This is a genomic window from Rhodococcus sp. P4_C10 (assembly GCF_056402135.1).
Window position 1 is genome coordinate 108,609 of sequence record NZ_JBFUHZ010000004.1, and the last position, 20,098, is coordinate 128,706.

The following is a 20,098-nucleotide window of genomic DNA, read 5'->3' on the forward strand; positions in this document are numbered from 1 at the left end:
AGCTCATCAAGACTTCATCTCTCATTGCCCCTCTCGCCTGCTGATTCCGGTGATGACCTCGCCCGTGGGTGACCCGGACTTGCCGACAGTGGTGACCACCTGCCGGTACCGCGTGGTGGCGCCGTCTGGGCGACGCTCGAACAGGTCGACCGCGTAGGCTCCCTCCCCCGTCCGTTTGACCACGACGCAGTGCGTCGTGCCGACCGGGATCGACTCGGCGATTCCCCGGGTCAGGACCTCCGCGGATCCGACCCGCGCATTCTCTGCCACAAAGGTCCGGGCCTTGGCCCCGTCCCGGGCTCCGTAGTACGCGTCCTCGAACCCCGCGATCGCGGCCGCCCCCGGATCCGGCGAGTCCATGGTGGCGGGTTCGCCCGGCGCGAGTCCCGCACACCAAAGGTCCTCCGCCGAGGCGGGAACCGTTGCCGCCTGGCCGGATTCGCGGACGCCGGCGTCGACGCCCGCCCCGGACGGCTTGGCTGCCGCGACCACGGAGTCCCCATTCGGGCCGGCCCAGTCCCCGAGAGTCACCACGGCGAACGCGCCACCGACGACGAGGATCGCCGCCGCGGCGGCCACCGAGGCGCCCCGCCGCCGCCGACGAGTGGGCGCCGGCGGCGGCCCGGACACAGACCCGTCGACGTAGGCGGTCAGCTCGCCCTCGGCCGGCGGCATCCACTCGGGTTCGGGCCCGCCCGATGAATCCGCCTGTGGCGCTTCTATGCTCGCCGTTTCGCGTGCACCAGCGCCCCCGACATCCGGCGTGGGCTCCGCGCCCGCGAACCAGTCGTCGCGGGCGCTCTGCCAGGTGGGACGCGTACCCACGGTGCCGGAGACCCTACCCGCCGTGACCGCTAGGCCAGGCCCGCGCGCACGGCCGTCAGGACGTCCGCGACCTGGCCGCCCACCGGGCCGACCGGCGAATTCACGACGGCCGATTCGAGCGAGGTCACGCCCTCGAGCCCGCCGGGCACCGAGATCGCCGCGGTCCGTGCGACATCGACCCGACCGGTCACGGCGCCGGCCACGTCGCGGGCCACCTGCGGCGCCGCGTCGGCGACGACGCGCACGCCCTCGACCACCTCGGGACCACCGGGCCCTGCCTCGACCTGCGTCACGACCGCCCGGGTCTGAGCGGTGACCGCGGCGGTGTCGATCACGACCGGAGCGGGCGCGGCCGGCTCCGGTGTGGAAGTCGGGGTCAGGTCGACGAGCGGCTCGCCGTCGACGTCACCGGCGCCGAACGCGGTACCCGCCGCGCCGCCGACGAGCCCGCCGACGGTGCCTCCGACGACAGCGGCCGGAATGCCGACTACCGCTGCACCGGCAGCCGCCCCGATAGCGGCACCGCCTGCGCTCCCGACCACACCGCCCGGAACGGCGCCAACTCCCGGAACCAAGACCGTGCCGAGCGCGCCGCCGGTGAAGCTGCCCACGACGCCGCCGACGACTGCGCCGGGTACCGCACCCACCACCGCCGCCGGCGCACCCAGAGCAGTGCCACCGGCCAGCGCCCCGCTCGCCGCGCCCGCGGTGGTCGCCGCCGCCACCTTCTGCGCCCGCTCCGGCTCGAAGCCGACGGACTTCCAGAAGGTCGCGACCTGCGACTCCGCGATGGCGAACTGGTTGTTCGTGCGCTCGAGGTCGTCGTCGCTCAGCCGCACCGTCTGCTGGTCGACCATGAAGTCGCCCGCGCGCAGCATGTTCCTGGGCGCCTGGATCGGCGCGACCGGCTCCACCGCCGCCGGCAGGTGCAGCACCTGCGGTTCGTCGCGCACGGGCTCCTCGTACACGGGCACGTCGTACATGCTCGGCGCCTGGTACGGCTGGTACTCGATCTGCTGGTACTCCGTCGGCGGCGCCACCCAGTACTGACGCGGCGCCGGCTCGGGTTCCGGTGCGGGCTCCTCGGCGGGCGCCACTCCGGGCTGGTCGGCCTCGGCCGTGACCACACCGGGCTGCGACTCCTCCGGCACCGAAACGCCGGGTTGCTCCGTCGGCGCGGCGACCGCCACCCCGGTCCACCCGATCGTGATCGCGAGCGGAACCGCCCCCGCCACCGTCAACCGCTGCACGCGTCGGCGCCGATTTCGGACGCCGAATCCCCTGTCCTGCATGATCCCCCCTGGATCTGTCCGGACGCTCCTGTGTCGGGAGGGAGCGTCGCGCCGACGGTCGTCCGACGGCGACTGCTCCTCATCTCTCGCCGCCGCGGATCTTTCGATCCGCGAGGCACGTGCGGCAGAAACCGGCCGCCGGTGTCGACGAAACCGGCCCCCGCCGACAGGCGGCTACCGGGGCCGGCCGTGCCTCACCGGCGGACTCCCCGCACGCGCAGGTCCCGCGCCAGGTGGTCACGCTGTTCGAGCACCAACCGGTGCAGCGCCGTGGGCGCCTCCGCATGCTCGTCGAGCCAGGCGTCGACCGCGCGCAGGGAGTCCGCGGCCGGGAACAGTCCGACCACGATGCGGCGGGCGATCTCGATGCTGCGCGATGCCCACACGTCACCGATCGAGTCGAAGTACTCGCCGTCGTACCGGGCGATGAGGTCGCGCCGGGCGCCGGCCCGGAAGCCGCCGATGACCGCGTCGAGGTGGTCGTTGGTCAGCGACCTGTCCTCCAACGCGGACGCCCAGGCCTGCGCCTTCACGTCCTCGTCCGGGCGCGCCGCCATCGCCTTCAGGTGCGCAGTGCGGCCCGACGCGGTGTCGTCGCGGGCCAGCTCGGCGTCGAGGTCCGCGGTGTCCGCGTCCCCGGTCGCGGCGAGCGCGGTCCACAGGGACCAGCGCAGGTCGGGGTCGAGCCGCAGCCCGGGCACCGTCGCCCCGCCGTCGAGCACCGCGCGCACGTCCGCGGCGCGGTCGCGTTGGACGGTGGCCGCCGCCGCGACCGCCCGGGCCCACGCGAGCTGCTCCCCCGATCCCGGTTCCGCGGCGGACATTGCGGCCCAAGAGGATTCGAGCCACTCGCCGCGCCACCGGTCGCGGGCCTCGGGGCGAAGGTAGTGCCCGACGGCGTAGGACGCGTTCGCCAGCACCGCGGTGAGCAGTGCCATGTTGGATTCGGTGGGCGCGAAGGTGCGGGCCATCGTCAGGTAGCGCTCGGTGGGGAGCACGCCGTCGCGGGTGGCGTTCCACAGCGCCGACCAGACCAGCCCGCGGGCCAGCGGGTCGACGACGCGGTCGAGCGAGGCCTCGACGGTGCGGAGCGAGAACCCGCCCAGCCGGACCTTGGCGTAGGTGAGGTCGCCGTCATTGAGCAGCACCAGGGGCGTCTCGGTCAGCTCGACCGGGGTGCGCACACCGGAGATGTCCACCTCCAGTCGCTCGGTCAGCACCAGCGAGCCGGCGTCGTCGAAGTCGTAGAGCCCGACGGCGAGGGTGTGCGGCCGCGGGTTGGTCTGGACGATCTCGTGCCGCTTGCCGCGGCGCTCGAGCGTCAACGTGGAGACGCCACTGGTCTGCAGCCAGGCCTGCGCCCACGCCGTCAGGTCCCTGCCGGAGGTCGCCGACAGCTCGGCCAGCAGGTCCTCGAGCGTCGCGGTGCCGAACGCGTGCGCGCGGAAGTAGCGGCGCGAGCCCTCGAAGAACGCCTCGCGACCGACGTGGGCGACCAGTTGCTTGAGGACGCTGGCGCCCTTGGCGTAGGTGATGCCGTCGAAGTTGAGCTTGGCCGCCTCGAGGTCGACGATGTCCGCGACGATGGGGTGCGTCGTCGGCAGCTGGTCCTGCGAGTACGCCCAGGCCTTGCGGCGGTTCGCGAACGCCACCCACGCGTCGGTCCACCGGGTGGCCTCCGCGCTGGCGAGGGCGCCCATGTAGTCGGCGAAAGACTCCTTGAGCCACAGGTCGTCCCACCACACCATCGTGACCAGGTCGCCGAACCACATGTGGGCCATCTCGTGCAGGATCGTGTTGGCCCGGCCCTCGTACTGCGCGGCGGTGGCGGCGCCACGGAACACGTACGCCTCGGTGAAGGTGACCAGCCCCGGGTTCTCCATCGCGCCGAGGTTGTACTCGGGGACGAAGACCTGGTCGTACTTGCCCCAAGGGTACGGGTAGTCGAACTGCTCGGCGAAGAAGTCGAGGCCCTGCGCCGTCACCTCGAGGACGGTGTCGGCGTCCAGGTACTGCGCCAGCGAGGCGCGGCACAGCACGCCGAGCGGAACCGTGAGATCACCTCGGGTCCAGGAGGATTCGACGCGGGCGTAGGGACCTGCGACAACCGCCGTGAGGTAGGTGGAGATGGGCAGGGTCGGCTCGAACTCGACGACCTGCCGGGTGTCGTCGACCTCGCGGGTGGCGGCGGTCCGGTTCGAGACCACCTCCCAGCCCGCCGGGGCGGTGACCGCAAAGGTGAACGGCGCCTTCATGTCCGGCTGCTCGAAGCAGGCGAACACCCGGCGCGCGTCGGCCGGCTCGTACTGGGTGTAGAGGTAGGTCTGCCCGTCGACGGGGTCATGGAAGCGGTGCAGCCCCTCCCCCGAACGGCTGTACTCGCCCGTCGCGGCCACCGTGACCACGTTCGACGGGCCCAGTCCGCGGACGGCGATGCGGGCGCCGTCGTACTCCACGGGCACGGTCTCGCCGTTGACCGTCACCGACTCCACGGACAGGCCGAGGAAGTCGATCCACGTCTGCGCGGCGGTCGCGTCGAACTCGAGGGTGGTGGTGGTCGCGAAGCCCGGCCGGGCCTGGTCGGGGGCGGCCGCGAGGTCCAGTTCCACACGGTAGGCGCGGACGGTAATCGCCGCCGAGCGCGCTGCGGTTTCGTCACGGGTCAGGTTCGCGGTGGTCACATCCGTAGATCCTGCCACCGATCCGCGCGCGAGAGCGCATCCGTTGGTTCACTGGACGGACGAGAAGGGAGCCAACCATGGGCAGGCTGATCTATTCGGCGATCGCCTCGATCGACGGTTACACGGCGGACGCGGACGGCAACTTCGACTGGGCCGCACCGGACGAGGAGGTGCACGGCGCCGTCAACGACCTCGAAAGGACGGTCGGCACCAACCTGTACGGGCGCCGGATGTACGAGACGATGCGCTACTGGGAGACCGCGCCCACCGGCCCGGACGAGCCGGCCGAGATACGGGACTTCGCGCGGATCTGGCGGGCGGCGGACAAGGTGGTCTACTCCACGACGCTCGAGTCGGCGCCCGGCGCCAGGACCCGGGTCGAGCGGGAGTTCGACCCCGACGCGGTCCGCCGGATGAAGGCGTCGGCGGCGCGGGACCTCTCCATCGGCGGCCCGGGCCTGGCCGGACAGGCGATCCGGGCGGGACTGGTCGACGAGTGTCACCTGTTCCTCGTGCCCGTCCTGGTGGGCGGCGGGACCCGGGCGCTGCCCGACGGCGTCCGGGCGCGGCTCGAAACTCGTGGCGGAACGCCGGTTCGGCGGCGGCACGGTTCACCTGCACTACCGGTTCGGGAGCTGACCGGGCCGGTAGTACGGGTGGCCCGCGCCCCACCCGGCCGCTACGCCCAGCCGCCGCCCCGCAGCTCCGCGTGATGCTCGACCAGCTTCCCGAGCAGCGAGGTCAACTGATCACGCTCGCCCACCGTCAACGGCTCGAGCAGATCGGCCTGGGCCTCGGACGCCAGGCTCCGCAGCCGTTCGAGGTGCCGCACACCGGCCGGAGTGACGGTGACGATGTTGCGGCGCTTGTCCGCCGGGTCCGGCTCCCGGGCGAGGTACCCCCGGTCGGCCAGCTCGCTCACGATGGCCGCGACGTCGCTGCGGTCGAGGTGGCAGCGGCGGCCGAGCGCGGCCTGACTGAGGGGGCCGTCCTCCACCAGCGCGGCCAGGGTCGAGAGGTGGTGGCGGTGCGCCTCGCCGGACGCCATCCGCTCGTTGAGCAGCCGTTGCGCGTAGATGCCGGCCTGGCTGACGAGCCAGCTCGGGGAACTGCGCAGGGCGGTCGGCGGGGCGTCGTCGGAGGGCTGCATGAGCACCATCCTAGTTACCGTTGGCGACACCAACAAATAGTGTTAACGTTGGCGACACCAACGATTACTTCAGGAGGTCGACATGTCAGCTCCGACCGAGACCGTCACCGCGTACCGGATCGAGATCCCGCAGTCCGCCGTCGACGACCTGCACGAGCGCCTCGCCCGCACCCGCTGGCCCGACGAGGTCTCGGGCGCCGGCTGGGACTACGGGATCCCGCTCGACCGGATGAAGGAACTGGCCGAGTACTGGCGAGAGGGATACGAATGGCGCACCCACGAGGCCGCGATCAACGCGCACCCGCAGTTCGTCGCCGAGATCGACGGCGCCACAGTGCATTTCCTGCACGTCCGGTCCCCCGAGCCTGGCGCGACGCCGCTGATCCTCACGCACGGCTGGCCGGGGTCGGTCATCGAGTTCCTGGACGTCGTCGGCCCGCTGTCGGACCCGCGGGCGCACGGCGGCGACCCGGCCGACGCGTTCCACCTGGTGATCCCGTCCATCCCCGGATTCGGTCCGTCCGGCCCCACCCGTGACCGCGGCTGGGACACGGCCCGGGTCGCGCGCGCGTTCGCGGAGCTGATGCGGCGACTCGGGTACCCGCGGTACGGCGCACAGGGCGGCGACTGGGGATCCGGTGTCTCCCGCCAGCTCGCGGTGGCCGCGCCGGACGCCGCCGTCGGCGTGCATGTGAACTACCTGCCGCACGGGCCCGTCGACCCCGACGGGCTGTCCGACGACGACGTCGCACGCGTGGAGGTCATCCGGAAGTTCCTGGCCAACGCCCCCGGCTACATGCGGATGCAGGCCACCCGCCCGCAGACCGTCGCCTACGGACTGACCGACTCGCCGACCGGGCAGCTGGCCTGGATCGCCGACAAGGTCCGGGAGTGGACCGACCCCGCCCACCCGCTCCCGGACGACACCCTGCTCACCAACGTGTCGCTGCACTGGTTCTTCGGCACCGCCGGCTCCTCGGCTCGGCTGACCTTCGAGTCCGGCGGTCCCGGCGGCGGCGGACCGACCGGCCTCGCGCCGCTGGGAATGGCCGTGTTCGCGCACGACATCGTCCGCCCGGTCCGCAGCGTCTCGGAGAAGGCGAACCCGACGCTGGTGCACTGGAGCGAGTTCGAGGAGGGCGGGCACTTCGCCGCGCTCGAGGTGCCGGACCTACTGGTCGGCGACGTGCGGGCGTTCTTCCGGGGCCTGCGCGGCTAGACGCACCTGGGTCCGGGCGACGGCGTCAGGAGCGGCGGCGCAGGTACGCCTCGGTGAGCAGACTGAACACCGCACGCCCGTCCGCGTCGAGCAGGTCACCGGTGGTGGTGACCAGCCCGCGGCCGCGGTCGTCGAGCTCGACCGCGTCGATCGTCATGGTGCCGGTGAGCGTGTCGCCGGGCCGGACCGGAAGCAGGAACCGGACGTCGCGCAGCCCGCGGCCGCCGATCACGCTCCAGTGCCGGTAGGCGCCGAGCACCGAGAGTCGTTGGTACACAGCCATGGTGTGCACGCCGCTGGCGATCAGTCCGCCGAAGTAGCCGTCCGCGGCGACGGCCTCGTCGACGTGGAAGTCCTGCGGGTCCCACGCGGCGGCGAAGTCCAGCAACTCGGCCTCGCTGACGGTGTGCGAGCCCAGCTCGATCACCTCGCCGACCGTCAGGTCTTCGGCGTACCGGGTCACAGCGACCGCGCGATGATCGACTTCATCACCTCGTTGGCGCCGGCGTAGATCCGCTGCACGCGGGCGTCCTGGTACATCCGCGCGATCAGGTACTCGCGCATGTAGCCGTAGCCGCCGTGCAGCTGGACGCAGCGGTCGATCACCTCGCACTGCTTGTCGGTGAGCCAGTACTTCACCATCGCCGCCTCGGACGGGTCGAGCTCGCCCGCCAGGTGCGACTGGACGCAGTGGTCCAGGAACACCTCGCAGGTGCGGGCGATGGTCTGGCACTCGGCCAGCTCGAACGCGGTGTTCTGCAGCTCGAAGAGGCTCTGCCCGAACGCCTGCCGCGACTTGGTGTAGGCGACGGTCTCCTCGACCGCGCGCTTCATCGCGCCGGCGGCCTGCGCGCCGATGATCAGCCGTTCCTGCACCAGCTGCGTCATCAGCTGCCCGAAGCCCTGCCCCTCGGCGTCGCCGAGCAGGTTCGCGGCCGGCACCCGGACGTCGGTGAACGACAGCTCGGAGGTGTCGGCGCCCTGCTGGCCCACCTTGTCCAGCACCCGCCCCACCACGAACCCGGGGCAGTCCCGCAGGTCGACGATCAGCAGGGACACGCCCTTGGCGCCGGCCTTCGGATCGGTCTTGACGGCGAGCACGATCACGTCGGCGGACGAGCCGTTGGTGATGAACGTCTTGGACCCGTTGACGATGTAGTCGTCGCCGTCACGGATGGCGGTGGTCTTGATCGCCTTGAGGTCGGATCCGGCTCCGGGCTCGGTCATGCCGATGGCGCCGAGGATCTCGCCGGTCGCCATCCCCGGCAGCCACGCCCGCTTCTGCTCCTCCGAGCCGTACTCGGCGATGTAGTGCGCGACGATGCCGCTGTGCACCGAGACGCCGAAGGCGAGGTCGCCGGCGTACCCCTGGGCCTCGAAGACGGCGAGGTCGTGGGCGAAGGTGCCGCCCCCACCGCCGTACTCCTCCGGGATCGAGCAGAGAAGCAGGCCGAGCTCACCGGCCGTGCGCCACACGTCGCGGTCGATGCGGTGCTGGGCGTCCCACTTCTCGTTGTGCGCTACCACCTCGCGCTCGAAGAACCCGAGCGCGAGCTCGGACAGGGCACGGACCTCGTCGTCGTGCCAGGTGGGGACGTACTTCTTCATGAACTGACCGCCTTCTCCGCTGTGCCGGACCAATGGCGTGCCGCCGACGGGGCGCGCGCCTGATCACTACCGTTACACACGACGGTACCGACGCCGGCCTCGGGCGCGCCTCGGCGAGATCGATTCGACGGGCGGTGCGGTCTGCCCTCCCGCCGAACCGGTCACCGCGTCAGACGGAGGAACGACTCGCTCACCGGGTCGATGCCCCACGGGCGACCGCGCAGTGCCCGCTCCCAGGTCTCCAGGTCGGCCTGCCCGCCGCGGGCGACGGCGTCGTCGACGAAGTACCGGGCGGCCTCGCGGGGGTTCGCCTCGATCCAGGCGTCGGACTCCTGCAGCGCCTCGACGACGGCCCCGAGCGCCTCGCGGTTGTGCTCCGCGAAGTCGCCACTGGTGAACCACAGCGACTGGTGACCGAACAGCGACTCCGTGTCGACCAGCGTGCGCACGTCGTGGGCGTTCTCGACCGCAGCCAGGCCCGGGTACGCGCCGACCCAGGCGTCCAGCTCCCCGGCGACCAGCGCGGCCCCGCCCTCGTGCACACCGGTGTCCACGGGCTCGACGTCCGCCCACGTCAGCCCCACCCGGTCGAGGGCGAGCAGCAGCAGGCTGGTCTGCCAGGACCCGTGCGCGATGCCGACGCGCCTGCCCAACAGGTCAGCGGCGGTATCGATGCCGGAACCGGCGAGGGTGACCAGGCGGCCGTTCTCGATCCGCGGCCCCGAGATCCCGACGTAGACCACGTCGCGACCGTTGGCGAGCGCGGTGAGCGGCGGGGTGAAGCCGGTGCCGATGACGTCGTAGCCGCCCTCGGTGAACAACCAGTCCGAGTGCAGGCTCGGCAGCGCGGTCCTGACGTCCACCGTTACGGGCTCCGGAAGGTCGCGCAGGTCAACCCATTCCACGTCGGGCAGGGCGCGCTCGAGGATCCCGCGGTGCCGCAGGACGAACAGGGAGTTGTTGTGCGGGAAGTAGCCGACGCGAACGGTCATGGGATTGCTCCTGGGTCGAGACGGGAAGTGCGGTGCGTGCCGGTGCGCCTTCTCGGCAGGGGGACTACCGCCGATGGCCTGGTACTGCGCGCCCTCCTCGAGCAGGACCACGAACTTCGCGAGGTCGAGCAGCCCGGCGCGGCCGATGACGTTGACGCCGCCGTTGGCCTCGAAGATCGCGACCAGGTCGGGGTCGCGGACCAACTGCTCGAGGATGAACTCGCCCGCGCCGACGCTGCGGTCGATGTGCGGCGGGATCTCGCGGGACAGGGTCAGCCGCTGCGAGGCCGCGTACCGGATCGGCAGGCTCTTGTGGGTCTGCGCGAAGCCGCCCAGCCACGGGGTGTGCACGTGCACAATCGAGGTGATCTCCGGGTGCTCGCGGAACACCTTGGCGTAGCCGGTGACGAAGCCGGCGGAGCCGCGGCCGGCGAGCACCTCGCCGTCGAAGGTGGCGACGACGGGCTCGACGGTGCGGTCGTCCGCCCACGGGCCGGGCTCGTTGAGGGCGACGGCGATCTCCTCGCCCGGCACCCGTTCGACGAAGTTGACGGTGCTGTTGGCGGAGACGGTGCCGGTCTCGCGGAAGACCCGGAATGCCCTCTCCGCGTCGCGGGTGGCGCTCGCCACGAAGGCGGCGGCGGTCTCGGAGATACGGGATTCGGTGGTGGTCATGGGTTTCTCCTGGTGTAGTCGAGGGTGGGTCAGGGAATGAGGAGCCGCGAGTCCGTCTGGCCCCCGGGGGGACCGAGAGGACTCACTGGCGCAGTCGCCTGCAACAGCGGGAGGACCTCCTCGCCGACGCGGTAAGCCTCCTCGAGGTGCGGGTTGCCGGCGAGGATGAACGCGTCCGCGCCGAGCTCGCGCAGCTCGTCGAGGCGCTGCGCGACCTGTTCGTAGCTGCCGACCAGACCGAAGGCGGGGCCGCCGCGGATCAGGCTGAACCCGGCCCAGACGTTCGGCTGCACCTCGAGATCGCGGTAGCCGGTGATGCTCTCCGGCACCCAGCCCTTGATGCGGGCGGCACCGACCGAGTCGCCCTGCGCCGCCCTGTTCGCCGCGTCGCGGTCGACGAAGGCCCAGCCCTTCTCGACCTCGGCCCAGGCCGCCTCCTCGGTGTGCCGGGCGACGACGTCGATCCGGACCGCGAACTTCGGTGTCCGCCCGAGCTTCTCGGCGTGGGTGCGGACCCCGTCGAACTTGGCGCGCAGATCCGCGAACGGCTCGAGCCAGGACAGGTAGTAGTCCGAGTGCCGCCCGGCAGCACCCACGGCCGCGGCCGACGACCCGGAGAAGTACACCTCCGGGAACGGCTGACCGGCCAGGCCCGGAGGCAGTGCGGCGCCGTCGGTGGCATAGAACCGGCCCGCGTGCTGGTACGGGTCGCCGTCCCAGACGCCGCGCAGCACGTCGAGGAACTCGCTGGTGCGGGCGTACCGGTCGTCGTGGTCGACCTTGTCGCCCCACCACAGCTGCGCCGGTCCCCCGCCGCCGCTGATGATGTTGTAGACCAGCCGGCCGCCGGTGGCCCGCTGCAGGCTCGCCGACATCCGCGCCGCCTGGACGGGATGCAGGAATCCCGGCTGGAAGGCGACCATGAACTTGTAGGTGGTGGTCTCGCGGGCCAGCGCCGACGCCACCGCCCACGGGTCCTCGGTGACCGGGAACGACGGCAGCAACCCGCCGAGGAACCCCGCCGACTCGGACGCCTTGGCCACGGCGGCGATGTGGTCGATGTACCCGTAGCCGTCCAGTTCGCCGCCCCGGATCGCCGGCGCGATGTTGCCCGGGCCGTAGCCGTTCGCGTGACCGCGGTTGTAGCGGCGCGGGGTGCGCAGCGACGCGTGGTCGCCCTCCATCCCGATCCGCCAGTAGAAGTCGGTGCTCATGCGGTGGCCTCCTGTCCTGCGATGGTGCGTCCGGCCGGGTCCACCAGGTGCAGCAGATGCTCGCCGGCGCGGTGCAGTTCCTCGATGTGCGGGCGCCCGGTGAGGACGAAGCTGTCGATGCCGGCATCGACGTAGGCCGAGAGCCGTTGCGCCACCTGCTCGTAGCTGCCGACCAGTCCGATCGGCTCGTCGTAGCCCAGCTCGGTGAACCCGGCCCAGCGTCCGTCGCCGAGGTCGAGCTCGTGGGCGACGGGACTGTCGGGATGGACCTCGCGCCACTGCCGCTCGACCCGCGCCCAGGCCTCGTCCTCGCTCTCACGGGCGATGACCGGCAGCTCCAGCCCGGCGCGCACGGTGCGCCCCCGCGCGGCGGCCCGCTCGGCCAGCGCGCCGACCAGGTCGCCGAGACCGTCGACCGTCTCGGTGAACAGGTGCACGTCGCCGTGGCTCGCCGACAGGTCCAACGCCTCGTCCGAGGAACCGGACAGGTACACCGTCGGGAACGGCAGACCGGACAGGATCCCGCGGAACCCACCGTCGACGACGTCGAAGTACTCACCGGTGAAGTGGAAGTCGGTGCCCGCGAATCCGGCACCGGCGAGCGGAGACTCGTTCCACACGCCGCGGGCCACGGCGAGGAACTCCGCGGCGCGGGCGTACCGATCGGCGCCGGTGACCCGGTCGCCCCGTGCCCGGGCGTCGGCCTCGTCGGTCTCCACCTGGATCCGCCACCCCAACCGTCCGGCGGACAAGCGCTGAAGCGTCGCGGACACCTTGGCCGCGTACACCGGGGTTCCGAACGCCGGCTGGAACTCGACGATCACCCGGGCGTGCCGGGTGTCACGCAGGGCCCCGCCGCCGACGATCCACGACTCCTCCCCCAGCGGGTCGTAGGGCGCGAGCACCCCGTCCAGGCCGGAGAGCTCCGCGGCCAGCACGATCTGGCCGAGATCGTCGAAGGGCCCGAAGTTGCCGGGGCGCAGGTCCGTTGCCACGGTGGGCACCTGCGGTCCGCCGAAGCCTCCGCGGTTGCGGGTGCCTGGCGCCGCGTGCCGGCCGTCGCCGCGGGAGGGAAGTTGCCAGATGAACTCGGTCATGACGCCGCCTTTCCGAAGTCCAGCAGTTCGCGGGCACGCTCGAGCGGCTCGCGGGCCACCCAGGACTCGAGGTCGAAGTCCGCGGCCAGGAAGCCGTGCGTGTATAGGAACTGCTTCTGGATGTCGATCAGCTCGACCCGCTCGTCGGACAAGGACGGGTGCAGGCTCAGGTGGAAGCCCTCCTTGTAGGCGGCCGCGACCCCCTCGGGGCCGGAGAGGGTTTCGCGGGCGAGGACCTCGCGGACCCGGTCGAGGTTGCCGGCCGCCCAGTCCGCGGCGCGCAGGCTCTGCGCCAGGAACCCGACCACCAGCTCGGGCCGGGACTCGAGCAGGTCTGCGTGTACGGTGATCGGTCGCGGGGTGCCGTTGTTCACACGCAGCCGCTTCGAGTCGGTGGCGTCGAGGTCCACCGCGACCCGCAGTCCGTGCTCGCGGGCCACCTCCTGGGCACGGGCGCCCTTGACGTAGATCGCGTCCACGTCGCCGCGCAGCAGCTCGTCGACGCCCCAGGTGGTGGTGCCGCGCTCGGTCCGAACCGCGCTGCGCACCTGCGGGTTCCGTTCGGCGTCCACCTCTACTGCGGTCACGTCGGCCAGCGTCAGGCCAGCCAGGCGCAGCGCATTCGCGAAGCCGTGCAGGGCCATCGCCCGCGGAAAGCTGCGCGCCTGGTCCTGCGCCCAGGCGGGGACGCCGATCCGCAGGCCCGCCAGGTCGGACGGCCCCGCGACCGCGGATCCGGGACCGACGAGGATGGCCTGCGCCTCGTCGATCCAGGTGAGCCCGATCAGCCGGGTCGGCGAGCCCTGGGCGCGGGCGGCGATCGCGGGGACGTTGCCTCCCTCGCGGACCAGCCCGGGCAGCTGGTGGTCGAAGTGCGCGGCCGCCAGTTCCGGGCCGGCGTCCTGCAGCACGTCCAGGCGCGCCCCCGAGTCGGCGGCGGCATCGGCGAGCCAGCCGAGGCTGTGCGCGAGGCCGCTCGCGGTGGGCACGGGGCAGCGGGTGTACCAGAGGGTGTCGAGGGAGGTGTCGGCTACTGCGGTCATCACGTGCTCCTAGGTGGTTTCGGTGGAGGCGGCGCGGCCGACTCCGAGTTCGGCGAGAAACGCGGCGCGGTAACGCAGCGACTCGGGATCGGTGCGGTCACGGGGCCGGGCCAGGTCGATGTCCACGTCGACGGCGAACCGGCCCTCGTTGAGGATCAGCACCCGGTCGGCCAGGCGCACGGCCTCGTCGACGTCGTGGGTGACCAGCAGCACCGCGGGCCGGTGCCGGGCCACCAGGTCGCCGACCAGGTCCTGCATCTGCAACCGGGTCAGGGCGTCGAGCGCGGCGAACGGCTCGTCGAGCAGCAGCAGTTCCGGCTCCCGGACCAGCGCCCTGGCCAGCGCGACCCGCTGGGCCTCGCCGCCGGAGAGGGTGGCCGGCCACTGCCTGGCCTTGGTCTCGAGGTTCACCTCGGCCAGCGCCCGTACCGCGCGGGCCCGGTTCTCGGCGGTCCGCCGCTGGCCGACGGTGACGTTGGCCAGCACCCGCTTGGACGGGATCAGCCGCGGTTCCTGGTAGACGGTGGTGCGCTGCCCGGGGACCAGAATCTTTCCGGCGTCGGGCCTTTCGAGTCCGGTGAGCAGCCGCAGCAGGGTGGTCTTGCCGGTGCCGCTGGGCCCGAGCAGCACCACGAACTCGCCGCGGTGGATCTCCAGGTCGACGCCGTCGAGGACGGTCTTGTCGCCGAAGGCCTTGCGGACCCCGCGCAGGGACACGGCGACGGGCTCGCCGGCCCGGCGGGCGCTGGCCGCGGTCGCGGTGCGCTCGCGGATCGCCAACGGCGGCAGGGGCGTGTCGGTGCTCACCGGACCGCCACCTGTCCGCGCCACGGCATCGCGTACTTCTCGATGACCCGCACGACGGCGTCGAAGATCAGCCCGAGCACCGCGTAGAGCACCACGCACAGCACCATGTAGTCGGTGCGGTTGTACTCCTGCGCCAGCGTCACCAGGTAGCCGATGCCCTCGCGGGTGCCGACCTGCTCGGCGGCGATGAGCCCGGTGATGGAGATGGACAGGCAGATCCGCAGCGCCATCAGCACCCCCGGCAACGCGGCGGGCAGGATCGCGCCGACCACCAGCCGCCAGCCGCGCAGCCCGAAACTCTGTGCGGCCTCGACCATCTTGCGGTCCACGTTGCGGACCCCGAGGTAGGTGTAGGCGTACATCGGCCCGACGGTGGCCACCGCGATGAGCAGCACCTTGAAGGTCTCGTCGATGCCGAACCAGGCGATGAACAACGGCACCAGCGCCAGGAACGGGATGGCCCGGTTGATCTGCATGGTGGAGTCGACGATCTCCTCACCGAGGCTGGACAGCCCGGCCAGCACACCGAGCACCAGCCCGATCACCACGCCGAACAACACACCGACGGCCGCACGCTTGAACGACGCGATCGAGAAGTCCACCAGTTGCCCGGTCTGGTACAGCTCGGTGAAGGCGGACCACACCTTCGGCGGTCCGGCCAGGATCTCCTCCGGCACGGCGCCGGTCGCCGAGCCGATCCACCAGACGGCGACGATCAGCGCCGGGACCAGGAAACGCAGCGGGATCGACACCCAGCGCGGCCGACTGCGGCCGACCCGGTAGCGCGGCTCCTCCAGCTCGAGCTGCCCGGCGGCGGCGCCGCGACCGGAGGCCGTGGTCCCGCCCTGCGCGCGGGGCGCGGTCAGGGTGGCCATGTCAGTTCCCCTTGGTGGGGGCGGACTGGTTCTGCGCGGACGGCTCCGGCGCGGACGTCTTCGGCGCGGACGGGCTCTGGGCGAGCTTGTCCTGCAACGGGTAGAAGACATCGTTCGCGGTGAGCGCGCGGGTGGTCACCCCGTTCTGGAAGAACAGGTCCGCGACCTCCTGCAGGTCCGCCGCGTCGTCCGCGGTCGGGTAGTGCGGCACCGACGCCCGGCGCCCGAGGTCGACCGCCCGGGCCAGCCGGTCGCCGGACAGGGCCCGCGGGCCGGCCTTCTCGAAGACGTTCTGGTAGTCCTCGGGGTTGCGGCGCTGTCCCTCGGTGAGGGTCCGCAGCGTCTCGAGGTACTTCGCCGCGACGTCGGGACGCTCGTCGAGCACCGCGGTGCGGAAGGCGACGATGGTGTTGTCCTTGGAGTCGATAGTCGCCTCGGTCGCGATCTCGACGCCGCCGCGGGCCTTCGCCTCCTGGTACGGGTCGTTGAACGAGGCCCACGCGTCGACCTGGCCGGTGGAGAACGCCGACGCCGCGTCCGACGGCTGCAGCGGCACCCGCTCGACCTGGTCGAGCGGAATGTTGGCCTGCCGCAACGCCTTGAGGGTGATGTACTCGCCCTTGCCCGCGGGGTTGACCGCGATGCGCTTGCCGACGAGGTCCTTGACCTCCTTCACCCCCGCGCCGGGAGAGGTGATGATGCCGCTCTGGTCCTGGTCGACCGGGTCGGCCACCGCGATGATCCGCACGGCGACGTCCTTGGAGAGCGCGCCGACGACCGGGCTGTAGGCGCCGCCCGAGACGTCGAGCTGGCCCGCGTTGAAGAGCTTGAGGTTCGCACTGAACGCCGGCGGCGCCTTGACCCACTCGATCCTGGCGCCGAGCGGGGCCAGCGCCGTGTCGAAGGTGCCGTCGCGCTTGCCGACCGCGAGCGGGCCGGCGTTGCCGGGGTCGGTGACCTTGAGGACGAAGGTCGGCTCGGCGCCGGGTGCGGCCGCTGCGGCGGCGTCGTCACTGCCCGAACCGCACGCGGCAACCAACGCGACGACGGGAAGGATCGCGAGCGCGGCGCGCGCTCGGGGCAGTCGGCGGGTGCGGGACATCTACGGGGCTCCTGTTCGAAGGCGTGTCGTTCAGTGCCCCAAAAACTAGGATCCGCAGTCCCCGCTGGCTAGCTATAGTTTTCCGCTGGTTGGAAGGGTTGACAGATCAGGCGGGGACGCTTCGGCCGCAGCCCGCCCGCCGAACCCTTCCGAGAAACTGACACGCGTTCTAGCATGCTGACATGAGCCTCCTCATTGCGGACGACAAGCGTGTCCGGACCCTGACCCTCGACCGCCCCGACGCGCTCAACTCCTTCGACGAGGCCCTCTACGACGCCACCACCGAGGCGCTGCTCGACGCGGCCGCCGACCCCGACGTAGCGGTGGTGCTGCTGACCGGCAACGGCCGGGCGTTCAGCGCCGGCACCGACCTTCGCGAGATGCACGCACGTACAACCGATCCGGACTTCAAACCCGGCAAGCACGGGTTCCCCGGACTGCTCGACGCCCTGGTGGAGTTCCCCAAGCCGCTGATCTGCGCGGTCAACGGCATCGGCCTGGGCATCGGCGCAACCGTCCTCGGGTTCGCGGACCTGGCGTTCATGTCGAGCGATGCGCGGCTCAAGTGCCCGTTCACCGGGCTGGGCGTGGCGCCCGAGGCCGCGTCGAGCTACCTGCTGCCCACCCTGATCGGCAGGCAGAACGCGGCGTGGGTGTTGATGTCCTCGGAGTGGATCGACGCGGCGCAGGCCAAGGAGATGGGCCTGGTGTGGCGGGTCTGTGAGCCCGACGACCTCCTTCCGGAGGCCCGGAAGCACGCCGAAGTGCTGGCGGCCAAGCCGATTTCGAGCCTGATCGCGGTCAAGCGGACCATGACCGCGCCGCTGCGCGCCGAGATCGACGCGGCCCGCGAACGGGAGAACGAGTGCTTCCGCGAACTCATGGGTGGACCCGCCAATCTCGAGGCGCTCACCGCCTTCGCCGAGGGCCGGGCGCCGGACTTCACGGCACTGCCCGCCGGCTGGTGACGGGCCCGGCGTCAGGCCAGGTCCTCGGCGGCCTCGAACCGGGCCTGACCGACCCCGGCCTCACCGGTCGACCGGCGCGCCCAGCACCTTCCCTGCGGACGGCCAGAACGGCAGTCCGGCAAAGAATGTCGCCCCTGCCGCGATCACCGCGACGGCGGCGTCAACGCTGGTGCGGCCCTCCTTGGCCCAGTACACGTCCTCGAGGTCGAGCAGCAGCGCCAGCTCGTCGACGATCAGTGCGCCGCCCGAGCCGTAGGCGATCGCCACCGCCGGGTGCCGCCGGTCCTTCTCTGAGCCGCGGGTGGCCACCGCGCCGACCGCGCCGAGCAGCGCGATGCCGATGTTGTAGTGGTGGAAGTGTCGTCCGCCCAGGCTGATTCCGCCCCCGGCCGGCCCGTGCCCGGCGCGGATCCAGTGGGTCAGCACCCGCACCGACCCGAACGTCGCGGTGAAGGCGGCCCAGGAGATGACCGCCGACTGCTCGCTGGGGTCGAGCCGGTGGTGCCACTCGTGGCGCAGCCGGTCCCACCGGGTCTTCCTGACGCCGCTCTGGCGCTCGACGCCGGCATCGGATACGACGCCGGGCAGGCCTCGATGATCGGACATGGCACTCCCTCGTTCGGGACGACCACCCGACCGTACGGCTACCCCCGCAGGTAAGCCAGCACCGCGAGCACCCGGCGGTGCCCGCTGTCGGCCGCGGACAGCCCGAGCTTGGCGAAGATGTTTCCGATGTGCTTGCTCACCGCGGTCTCGCTGACCACCAGCCTTGCTGCGATGGTGGTGTTGTCCAGGCCCTCCGCCATCAGTCCGAGCACCTCGGACTCGCGCCGGGTGAGCGAGCGGATCGGGTCGTCGGCGCGGCGCCGGCTCATCAGCTGCGAGATCACCTCGGGGTCCATCACGGTGCCACCGTCCGCGACGCGCCGCAGGGCATCGACGAACTCCGCAACCTTGCCGACCCGCTCCTTGAGCAGGTAGCCCAGGCCGTGGGCGCCGTCCGCGAGCAGCCCGCCGGCGTACCGGTCCTCGACGTACGCGGAGAGCACCAGGACCGGGAACCCCGGTCGACGCCGCCGGGCCTCCGCCGCCGCCCGCAGCCCCTCGTTGGTGAACGTCGGCGGCATCCGCACGTCGAGCACCGCAGCGTCCACCGAGTCCAGCACCTCGAGGAAGCCGTCCGCATTGTCCACCGCCGCAACGACATCGAATCCCTCACTGCGCAGCAGCAGGGCGAGGCCCTCCCGCAGCAGCGCGTCGTCCTCCGCGATCACGATCCGCACGGCAACTCCACTTCCAACGTCGTCGGCCCACCGTCGGGGCTCACCAGTTCCACGTTTCCCTCGAAAGACTCTGCCCGACGCCGGATCCCGGCCAGCCCGCCGCCCGCACGCGCGGTGGCGCCGCCGCCGCCGTCGTCGGCCACCACGATCCGCAGCACCTCTCCGGAAAGGCCGACGTCGGTGGTCGCGGTGAGGGTGACCGTGCCCGCCCCGCTGTGCTTGGCGACGTTCGTCAGCCCCTCCGCCGCCACGAAGTACGCGGCCGACTCCACCGCCGCGGGTGCCCGGCGCAGGCCGTCGACGTCGAGTGCGCACGGCACCGGGCACCGGCCGGCCAGCGCCGACAGCGCGCCGTCGAGACCGAGCTCGTCGAGGATCGGCGGGTAGATGTCGTGGACCAGGGTGCGCAGCCCGGCGAGTGCATCGGTGGCGGCGTCCTGCGCCCGGCGCAGTTGCGGCAGCGCCTGTTCCGGGTCCGTGGTCAGGGACCGTTCCGCGATGCCGAGCAGCATCACCACCCCCACCAGCTTGTTCTGCGCGCCGTCGTGCAGGTCCCGCTCGATCCGTCGCAGCTCCGCGGCGTGCGCGTCGAGGGCCGCGGCGCGGCTCGCGGTCAGCGCGCTCACCCGCTGCGCCAGCTGAGACTCCCGGGTCGGGGCCAGCAGTCGCAGCGTCACCGCGCACATCCCGCGCGCCATCGCCGGCACCAGCCACAGCGCGAGCGCGGCGTACCCGAGGCCGATCAGCGGCATCCCCGCCGCGCCCCACCACGAGGTCACCGGGTACAGGTTGCTCACCGGCTCGTCCGCCGGCATCGCCTGCCAGTACGCGGGGACGAGCAGGGAGTTCAGCGCGCCGGCCGGGAGCCCGACGGCGAGCAGCGCCGCGGCCGGCGCTGCCAGTGCGTGCACGGCCACCCAGCCCGCGTCCCGCAGCGTCGACGGCGCACTGACCAGTCGTCGCAGGTCCTCGAACGTCGGGTCGGCCGGGATCGGCGGGTACGGCTCGCCCACCGGCTCCCCAGCGAACCGTCCCGCCCTGCGTCGGGCCAGCGCCGTCCACCCGCGCAGCGCCCGCACCGCCGTCGGGGCGACCAACCAGCCGGGTCCGAGCAGCAGGAACGGCGTCAGCACCAGCCCGGCGATCAGCATCAGCAGCGACACCGTCCCGGCGACGCCCTCGACCACCAGGTAGGCGAGCGCGCGCCCCCACTGCCGCAGTCGTGCGCTCGTAGTCATGGCCCCAGCATGCCGCACCAGCTCGGCCG

General features: G+C 72.1%; 18 protein-coding genes and 2 pseudogenes. 3 read left to right on the forward strand and 17 right to left on the reverse strand.

Annotation, left to right across the window (positions count from 1 at the left end):
• Positions 1 to 21: 21 nt before the first annotated feature.
• The 3 genes from AC1DWC_RS03340 to pepN form a co-directional block, all read right to left on the reverse strand.
• The gene (locus tag AC1DWC_RS03340; RefSeq protein WP_477906140.1) at positions 22 to 675 is read right to left on the reverse strand and encodes a DUF8176 domain-containing protein; all 654 of its coding nucleotides are present in this window, start codon (positions 673 to 675) and stop codon (positions 22 to 24) included.
• A gap of 179 nt (positions 676 to 854) precedes the next feature.
• Entirely contained in the window at positions 855 to 2,117 is a 1,263-nt protein-coding gene (locus AC1DWC_RS03345) for an insoluble domain protein (RefSeq protein WP_477906142.1), read from the reverse strand.
• Positions 2,118 to 2,311: 194 nt separating this feature from the next.
• Positions 2,312 to 4,798: an aminopeptidase N gene (gene pepN / locus AC1DWC_RS03350; RefSeq protein ID WP_477906144.1), complete on the reverse strand. Its 2,487-nt coding sequence runs from the start codon at positions 4,796 to 4,798 to the stop codon at positions 2,312 to 2,314.
• 77 nt (positions 4,799 to 4,875) lie between these two features.
• Between pepN and AC1DWC_RS03355 the strand changes: the two genes are divergently transcribed.
• Positions 4,876 to 5,511, forward strand: coding sequence for a dihydrofolate reductase family protein (locus AC1DWC_RS03355; protein ID WP_477906146.1), 636 nt, complete (start codon positions 4,876 to 4,878; stop codon positions 5,509 to 5,511).
• On the opposite strand, the gene AC1DWC_RS03360 is transcribed toward AC1DWC_RS03355, so the two are convergent.
• The gene (locus AC1DWC_RS03360) at positions 5,478 to 5,948 is read right to left on the reverse strand and encodes a MarR family winged helix-turn-helix transcriptional regulator (RefSeq protein WP_477906148.1); all 471 of its coding nucleotides are present in this window, start codon (positions 5,946 to 5,948) and stop codon (positions 5,478 to 5,480) included. The two genes, AC1DWC_RS03355 and AC1DWC_RS03360, sit on opposite strands and share 34 nt — an antisense overlap.
• Before the next feature lie 82 nt (positions 5,949 to 6,030).
• Here AC1DWC_RS03360 and AC1DWC_RS03365 point away from each other — a divergent pair, with 82 nt between their 5' ends.
• Positions 6,031 to 7,167 carry an epoxide hydrolase family protein gene (locus tag AC1DWC_RS03365; protein WP_477906150.1) on the forward strand — a complete coding sequence of 379 codons (1,137 nt, stop codon included), beginning with the start codon at positions 6,031 to 6,033 and terminating at the stop codon, positions 7,165 to 7,167.
• Positions 7,168 to 7,192: 25 nt separating this feature from the next.
• On the opposite strand, the gene AC1DWC_RS03370 is transcribed toward AC1DWC_RS03365, so the two are convergent.
• From AC1DWC_RS03370 to AC1DWC_RS03415, 10 genes and pseudogenes are all read right to left on the reverse strand, one after another.
• Entirely contained in the window at positions 7,193 to 7,630 is a 438-nt protein-coding gene (locus tag AC1DWC_RS03370; RefSeq protein ID WP_477906153.1) for a MaoC/PaaZ C-terminal domain-containing protein, read from the reverse strand.
• The gene (locus AC1DWC_RS03375) at positions 7,627 to 8,775 is read right to left on the reverse strand and encodes an acyl-CoA dehydrogenase family protein (protein WP_477906155.1); all 1,149 of its coding nucleotides are present in this window, start codon (positions 8,773 to 8,775) and stop codon (positions 7,627 to 7,629) included. The genes AC1DWC_RS03370 and AC1DWC_RS03375 overlap by 4 nt, the downstream gene beginning before the upstream one ends.
• Positions 8,776 to 8,951: 176 nt before the next feature.
• Positions 8,952 to 9,767 (reverse strand): annotated as a pseudogene (locus AC1DWC_RS03380) (ABC transporter substrate-binding protein); the annotation flags it as partial.
• A gap of 63 nt (positions 9,768 to 9,830) precedes the next feature.
• Positions 9,831 to 10,442, reverse strand: a pseudogene (locus tag AC1DWC_RS03385) (class II aldolase/adducin family protein); the annotation flags it as partial.
• A 29-nt stretch (positions 10,443 to 10,471) separates the two neighbouring features.
• Complete coding sequence (locus AC1DWC_RS03390; protein WP_477906156.1) at positions 10,472 to 11,656, reverse strand: LLM class flavin-dependent oxidoreductase; 1,185 nt, start codon at positions 11,654 to 11,656, stop codon at positions 10,472 to 10,474.
• On the reverse strand, positions 11,653 to 12,753 hold the full coding sequence (locus AC1DWC_RS03395; RefSeq protein ID WP_477906158.1) for an LLM class flavin-dependent oxidoreductase: 1,101 nt from the start codon (positions 12,751 to 12,753) through the stop codon (positions 11,653 to 11,655). The genes AC1DWC_RS03390 and AC1DWC_RS03395 overlap by 4 nt, the downstream gene beginning before the upstream one ends.
• Complete coding sequence (locus tag AC1DWC_RS03400) at positions 12,750 to 13,796, reverse strand: ABC transporter substrate-binding protein (protein ID WP_477906159.1); 1,047 nt, start codon at positions 13,794 to 13,796, stop codon at positions 12,750 to 12,752. Before AC1DWC_RS03400 ends, AC1DWC_RS03395 begins: the two co-directional genes overlap by 4 nt.
• A 9-nt stretch (positions 13,797 to 13,805) precedes the next feature.
• Entirely contained in the window at positions 13,806 to 14,603 is a 798-nt protein-coding gene (locus AC1DWC_RS03405; RefSeq protein WP_477906161.1) for an ABC transporter ATP-binding protein, read from the reverse strand.
• Complete coding sequence (locus tag AC1DWC_RS03410; protein WP_477906163.1) at positions 14,600 to 15,478, reverse strand: ABC transporter permease; 879 nt, start codon at positions 15,476 to 15,478, stop codon at positions 14,600 to 14,602. The genes AC1DWC_RS03405 and AC1DWC_RS03410 overlap by 4 nt, the downstream gene beginning before the upstream one ends.
• A gap of 1 nt (position 15,479) precedes the next feature.
• Positions 15,480 to 16,580 (reverse strand): NrtA/SsuA/CpmA family ABC transporter substrate-binding protein, encoded by a 1,101-nt coding sequence (locus tag AC1DWC_RS03415; protein WP_477906165.1) that lies wholly within the window; start codon positions 16,578 to 16,580, stop codon positions 15,480 to 15,482.
• 182 nt (positions 16,581 to 16,762) lie between these two features.
• Between AC1DWC_RS03415 and AC1DWC_RS03420 the strand changes: the two genes are divergently transcribed.
• On the forward strand, positions 16,763 to 17,548 hold the full coding sequence (locus AC1DWC_RS03420; RefSeq protein WP_477906167.1) for an enoyl-CoA hydratase/isomerase family protein: 786 nt from the start codon (positions 16,763 to 16,765) through the stop codon (positions 17,546 to 17,548).
• Between the two features lie 60 nt (positions 17,549 to 17,608).
• On the opposite strand, the gene AC1DWC_RS03425 is transcribed toward AC1DWC_RS03420, so the two are convergent.
• Genes AC1DWC_RS03425 through AC1DWC_RS03435 form a run of 3 tightly spaced genes read right to left on the reverse strand, consistent with a single transcriptional unit; the run spans position 17,609 to position 20,069 of the window.
• Positions 17,609 to 18,154: a hypothetical protein gene (locus AC1DWC_RS03425; RefSeq protein WP_477906169.1), complete on the reverse strand. Its 546-nt coding sequence runs from the start codon at positions 18,152 to 18,154 to the stop codon at positions 17,609 to 17,611.
• Between the two features lie 38 nt (positions 18,155 to 18,192).
• Positions 18,193 to 18,831 carry a LuxR C-terminal-related transcriptional regulator gene (locus AC1DWC_RS03430; RefSeq protein ID WP_477906171.1) on the reverse strand — a complete coding sequence of 213 codons (639 nt, stop codon included), beginning with the start codon at positions 18,829 to 18,831 and terminating at the stop codon, positions 18,193 to 18,195.
• Positions 18,819 to 20,069 (reverse strand): sensor histidine kinase, encoded by a 1,251-nt coding sequence (locus tag AC1DWC_RS03435; protein WP_477906173.1) that lies wholly within the window; start codon positions 20,067 to 20,069, stop codon positions 18,819 to 18,821. The genes AC1DWC_RS03430 and AC1DWC_RS03435 overlap by 13 nt, the downstream gene beginning before the upstream one ends.
• Positions 20,070 to 20,098 lie beyond the last annotated feature (29 nt).

What these genes read in the sequence shown, in the direction of transcription:
- AC1DWC_RS03415 (WP_477906165.1), bottom strand. Translation starts at nt 16,580, where the DNA reads ATGTCCCGCACCCGCCGACTGCCCCGAGCGCGCGCCGCGCTCGCGATC.
- AC1DWC_RS03375 (WP_477906155.1), bottom strand. Translation starts at nt 8,775, where the DNA reads ATGAAGAAGTACGTCCCCACCTGGCACGACGACGAGGTCCGTGCCCTG.
- AC1DWC_RS03340 (WP_477906140.1), bottom strand. Translation starts at nt 675, where the DNA reads ATGCCGCCGGCCGAGGGCGAGCTGACCGCCTACGTCGACGGGTCTGTG.
- AC1DWC_RS03435 (WP_477906173.1), bottom strand. Translation starts at nt 20,069, where the DNA reads ATGACTACGAGCGCACGACTGCGGCAGTGGGGGCGCGCGCTCGCCTAC.
- AC1DWC_RS03410 (WP_477906163.1), bottom strand. Translation starts at nt 15,478, where the DNA reads ATGGCCACCCTGACCGCGCCCCGCGCGCAGGGCGGGACCACGGCCTCC.
- AC1DWC_RS03425 (WP_477906169.1), bottom strand. Translation starts at nt 18,154, where the DNA reads ATGTCCGATCATCGAGGCCTGCCCGGCGTCGTATCCGATGCCGGCGTC.
- AC1DWC_RS03390 (WP_477906156.1), bottom strand. Translation starts at nt 11,656, where the DNA reads ATGAGCACCGACTTCTACTGGCGGATCGGGATGGAGGGCGACCACGCG.
- AC1DWC_RS03400 (WP_477906159.1), bottom strand. Translation starts at nt 13,796, where the DNA reads ATGACCGCAGTAGCCGACACCTCCCTCGACACCCTCTGGTACACCCGC.
- AC1DWC_RS03355 (WP_477906146.1), top strand. Translation starts at nt 4,876, where the DNA reads ATGGGCAGGCTGATCTATTCGGCGATCGCCTCGATCGACGGTTACACG.
- AC1DWC_RS03345 (WP_477906142.1), bottom strand. Translation starts at nt 2,117, where the DNA reads ATGCAGGACAGGGGATTCGGCGTCCGAAATCGGCGCCGACGCGTGCAG.
- AC1DWC_RS03395 (WP_477906158.1), bottom strand. Translation starts at nt 12,753, where the DNA reads ATGACCGAGTTCATCTGGCAACTTCCCTCCCGCGGCGACGGCCGGCAC.
- AC1DWC_RS03365 (WP_477906150.1), top strand. Translation starts at nt 6,031, where the DNA reads ATGTCAGCTCCGACCGAGACCGTCACCGCGTACCGGATCGAGATCCCG.
- AC1DWC_RS03360 (WP_477906148.1), bottom strand. Translation starts at nt 5,948, where the DNA reads ATGCAGCCCTCCGACGACGCCCCGCCGACCGCCCTGCGCAGTTCCCCG.
- AC1DWC_RS03420 (WP_477906167.1), top strand. Translation starts at nt 16,763, where the DNA reads ATGAGCCTCCTCATTGCGGACGACAAGCGTGTCCGGACCCTGACCCTC.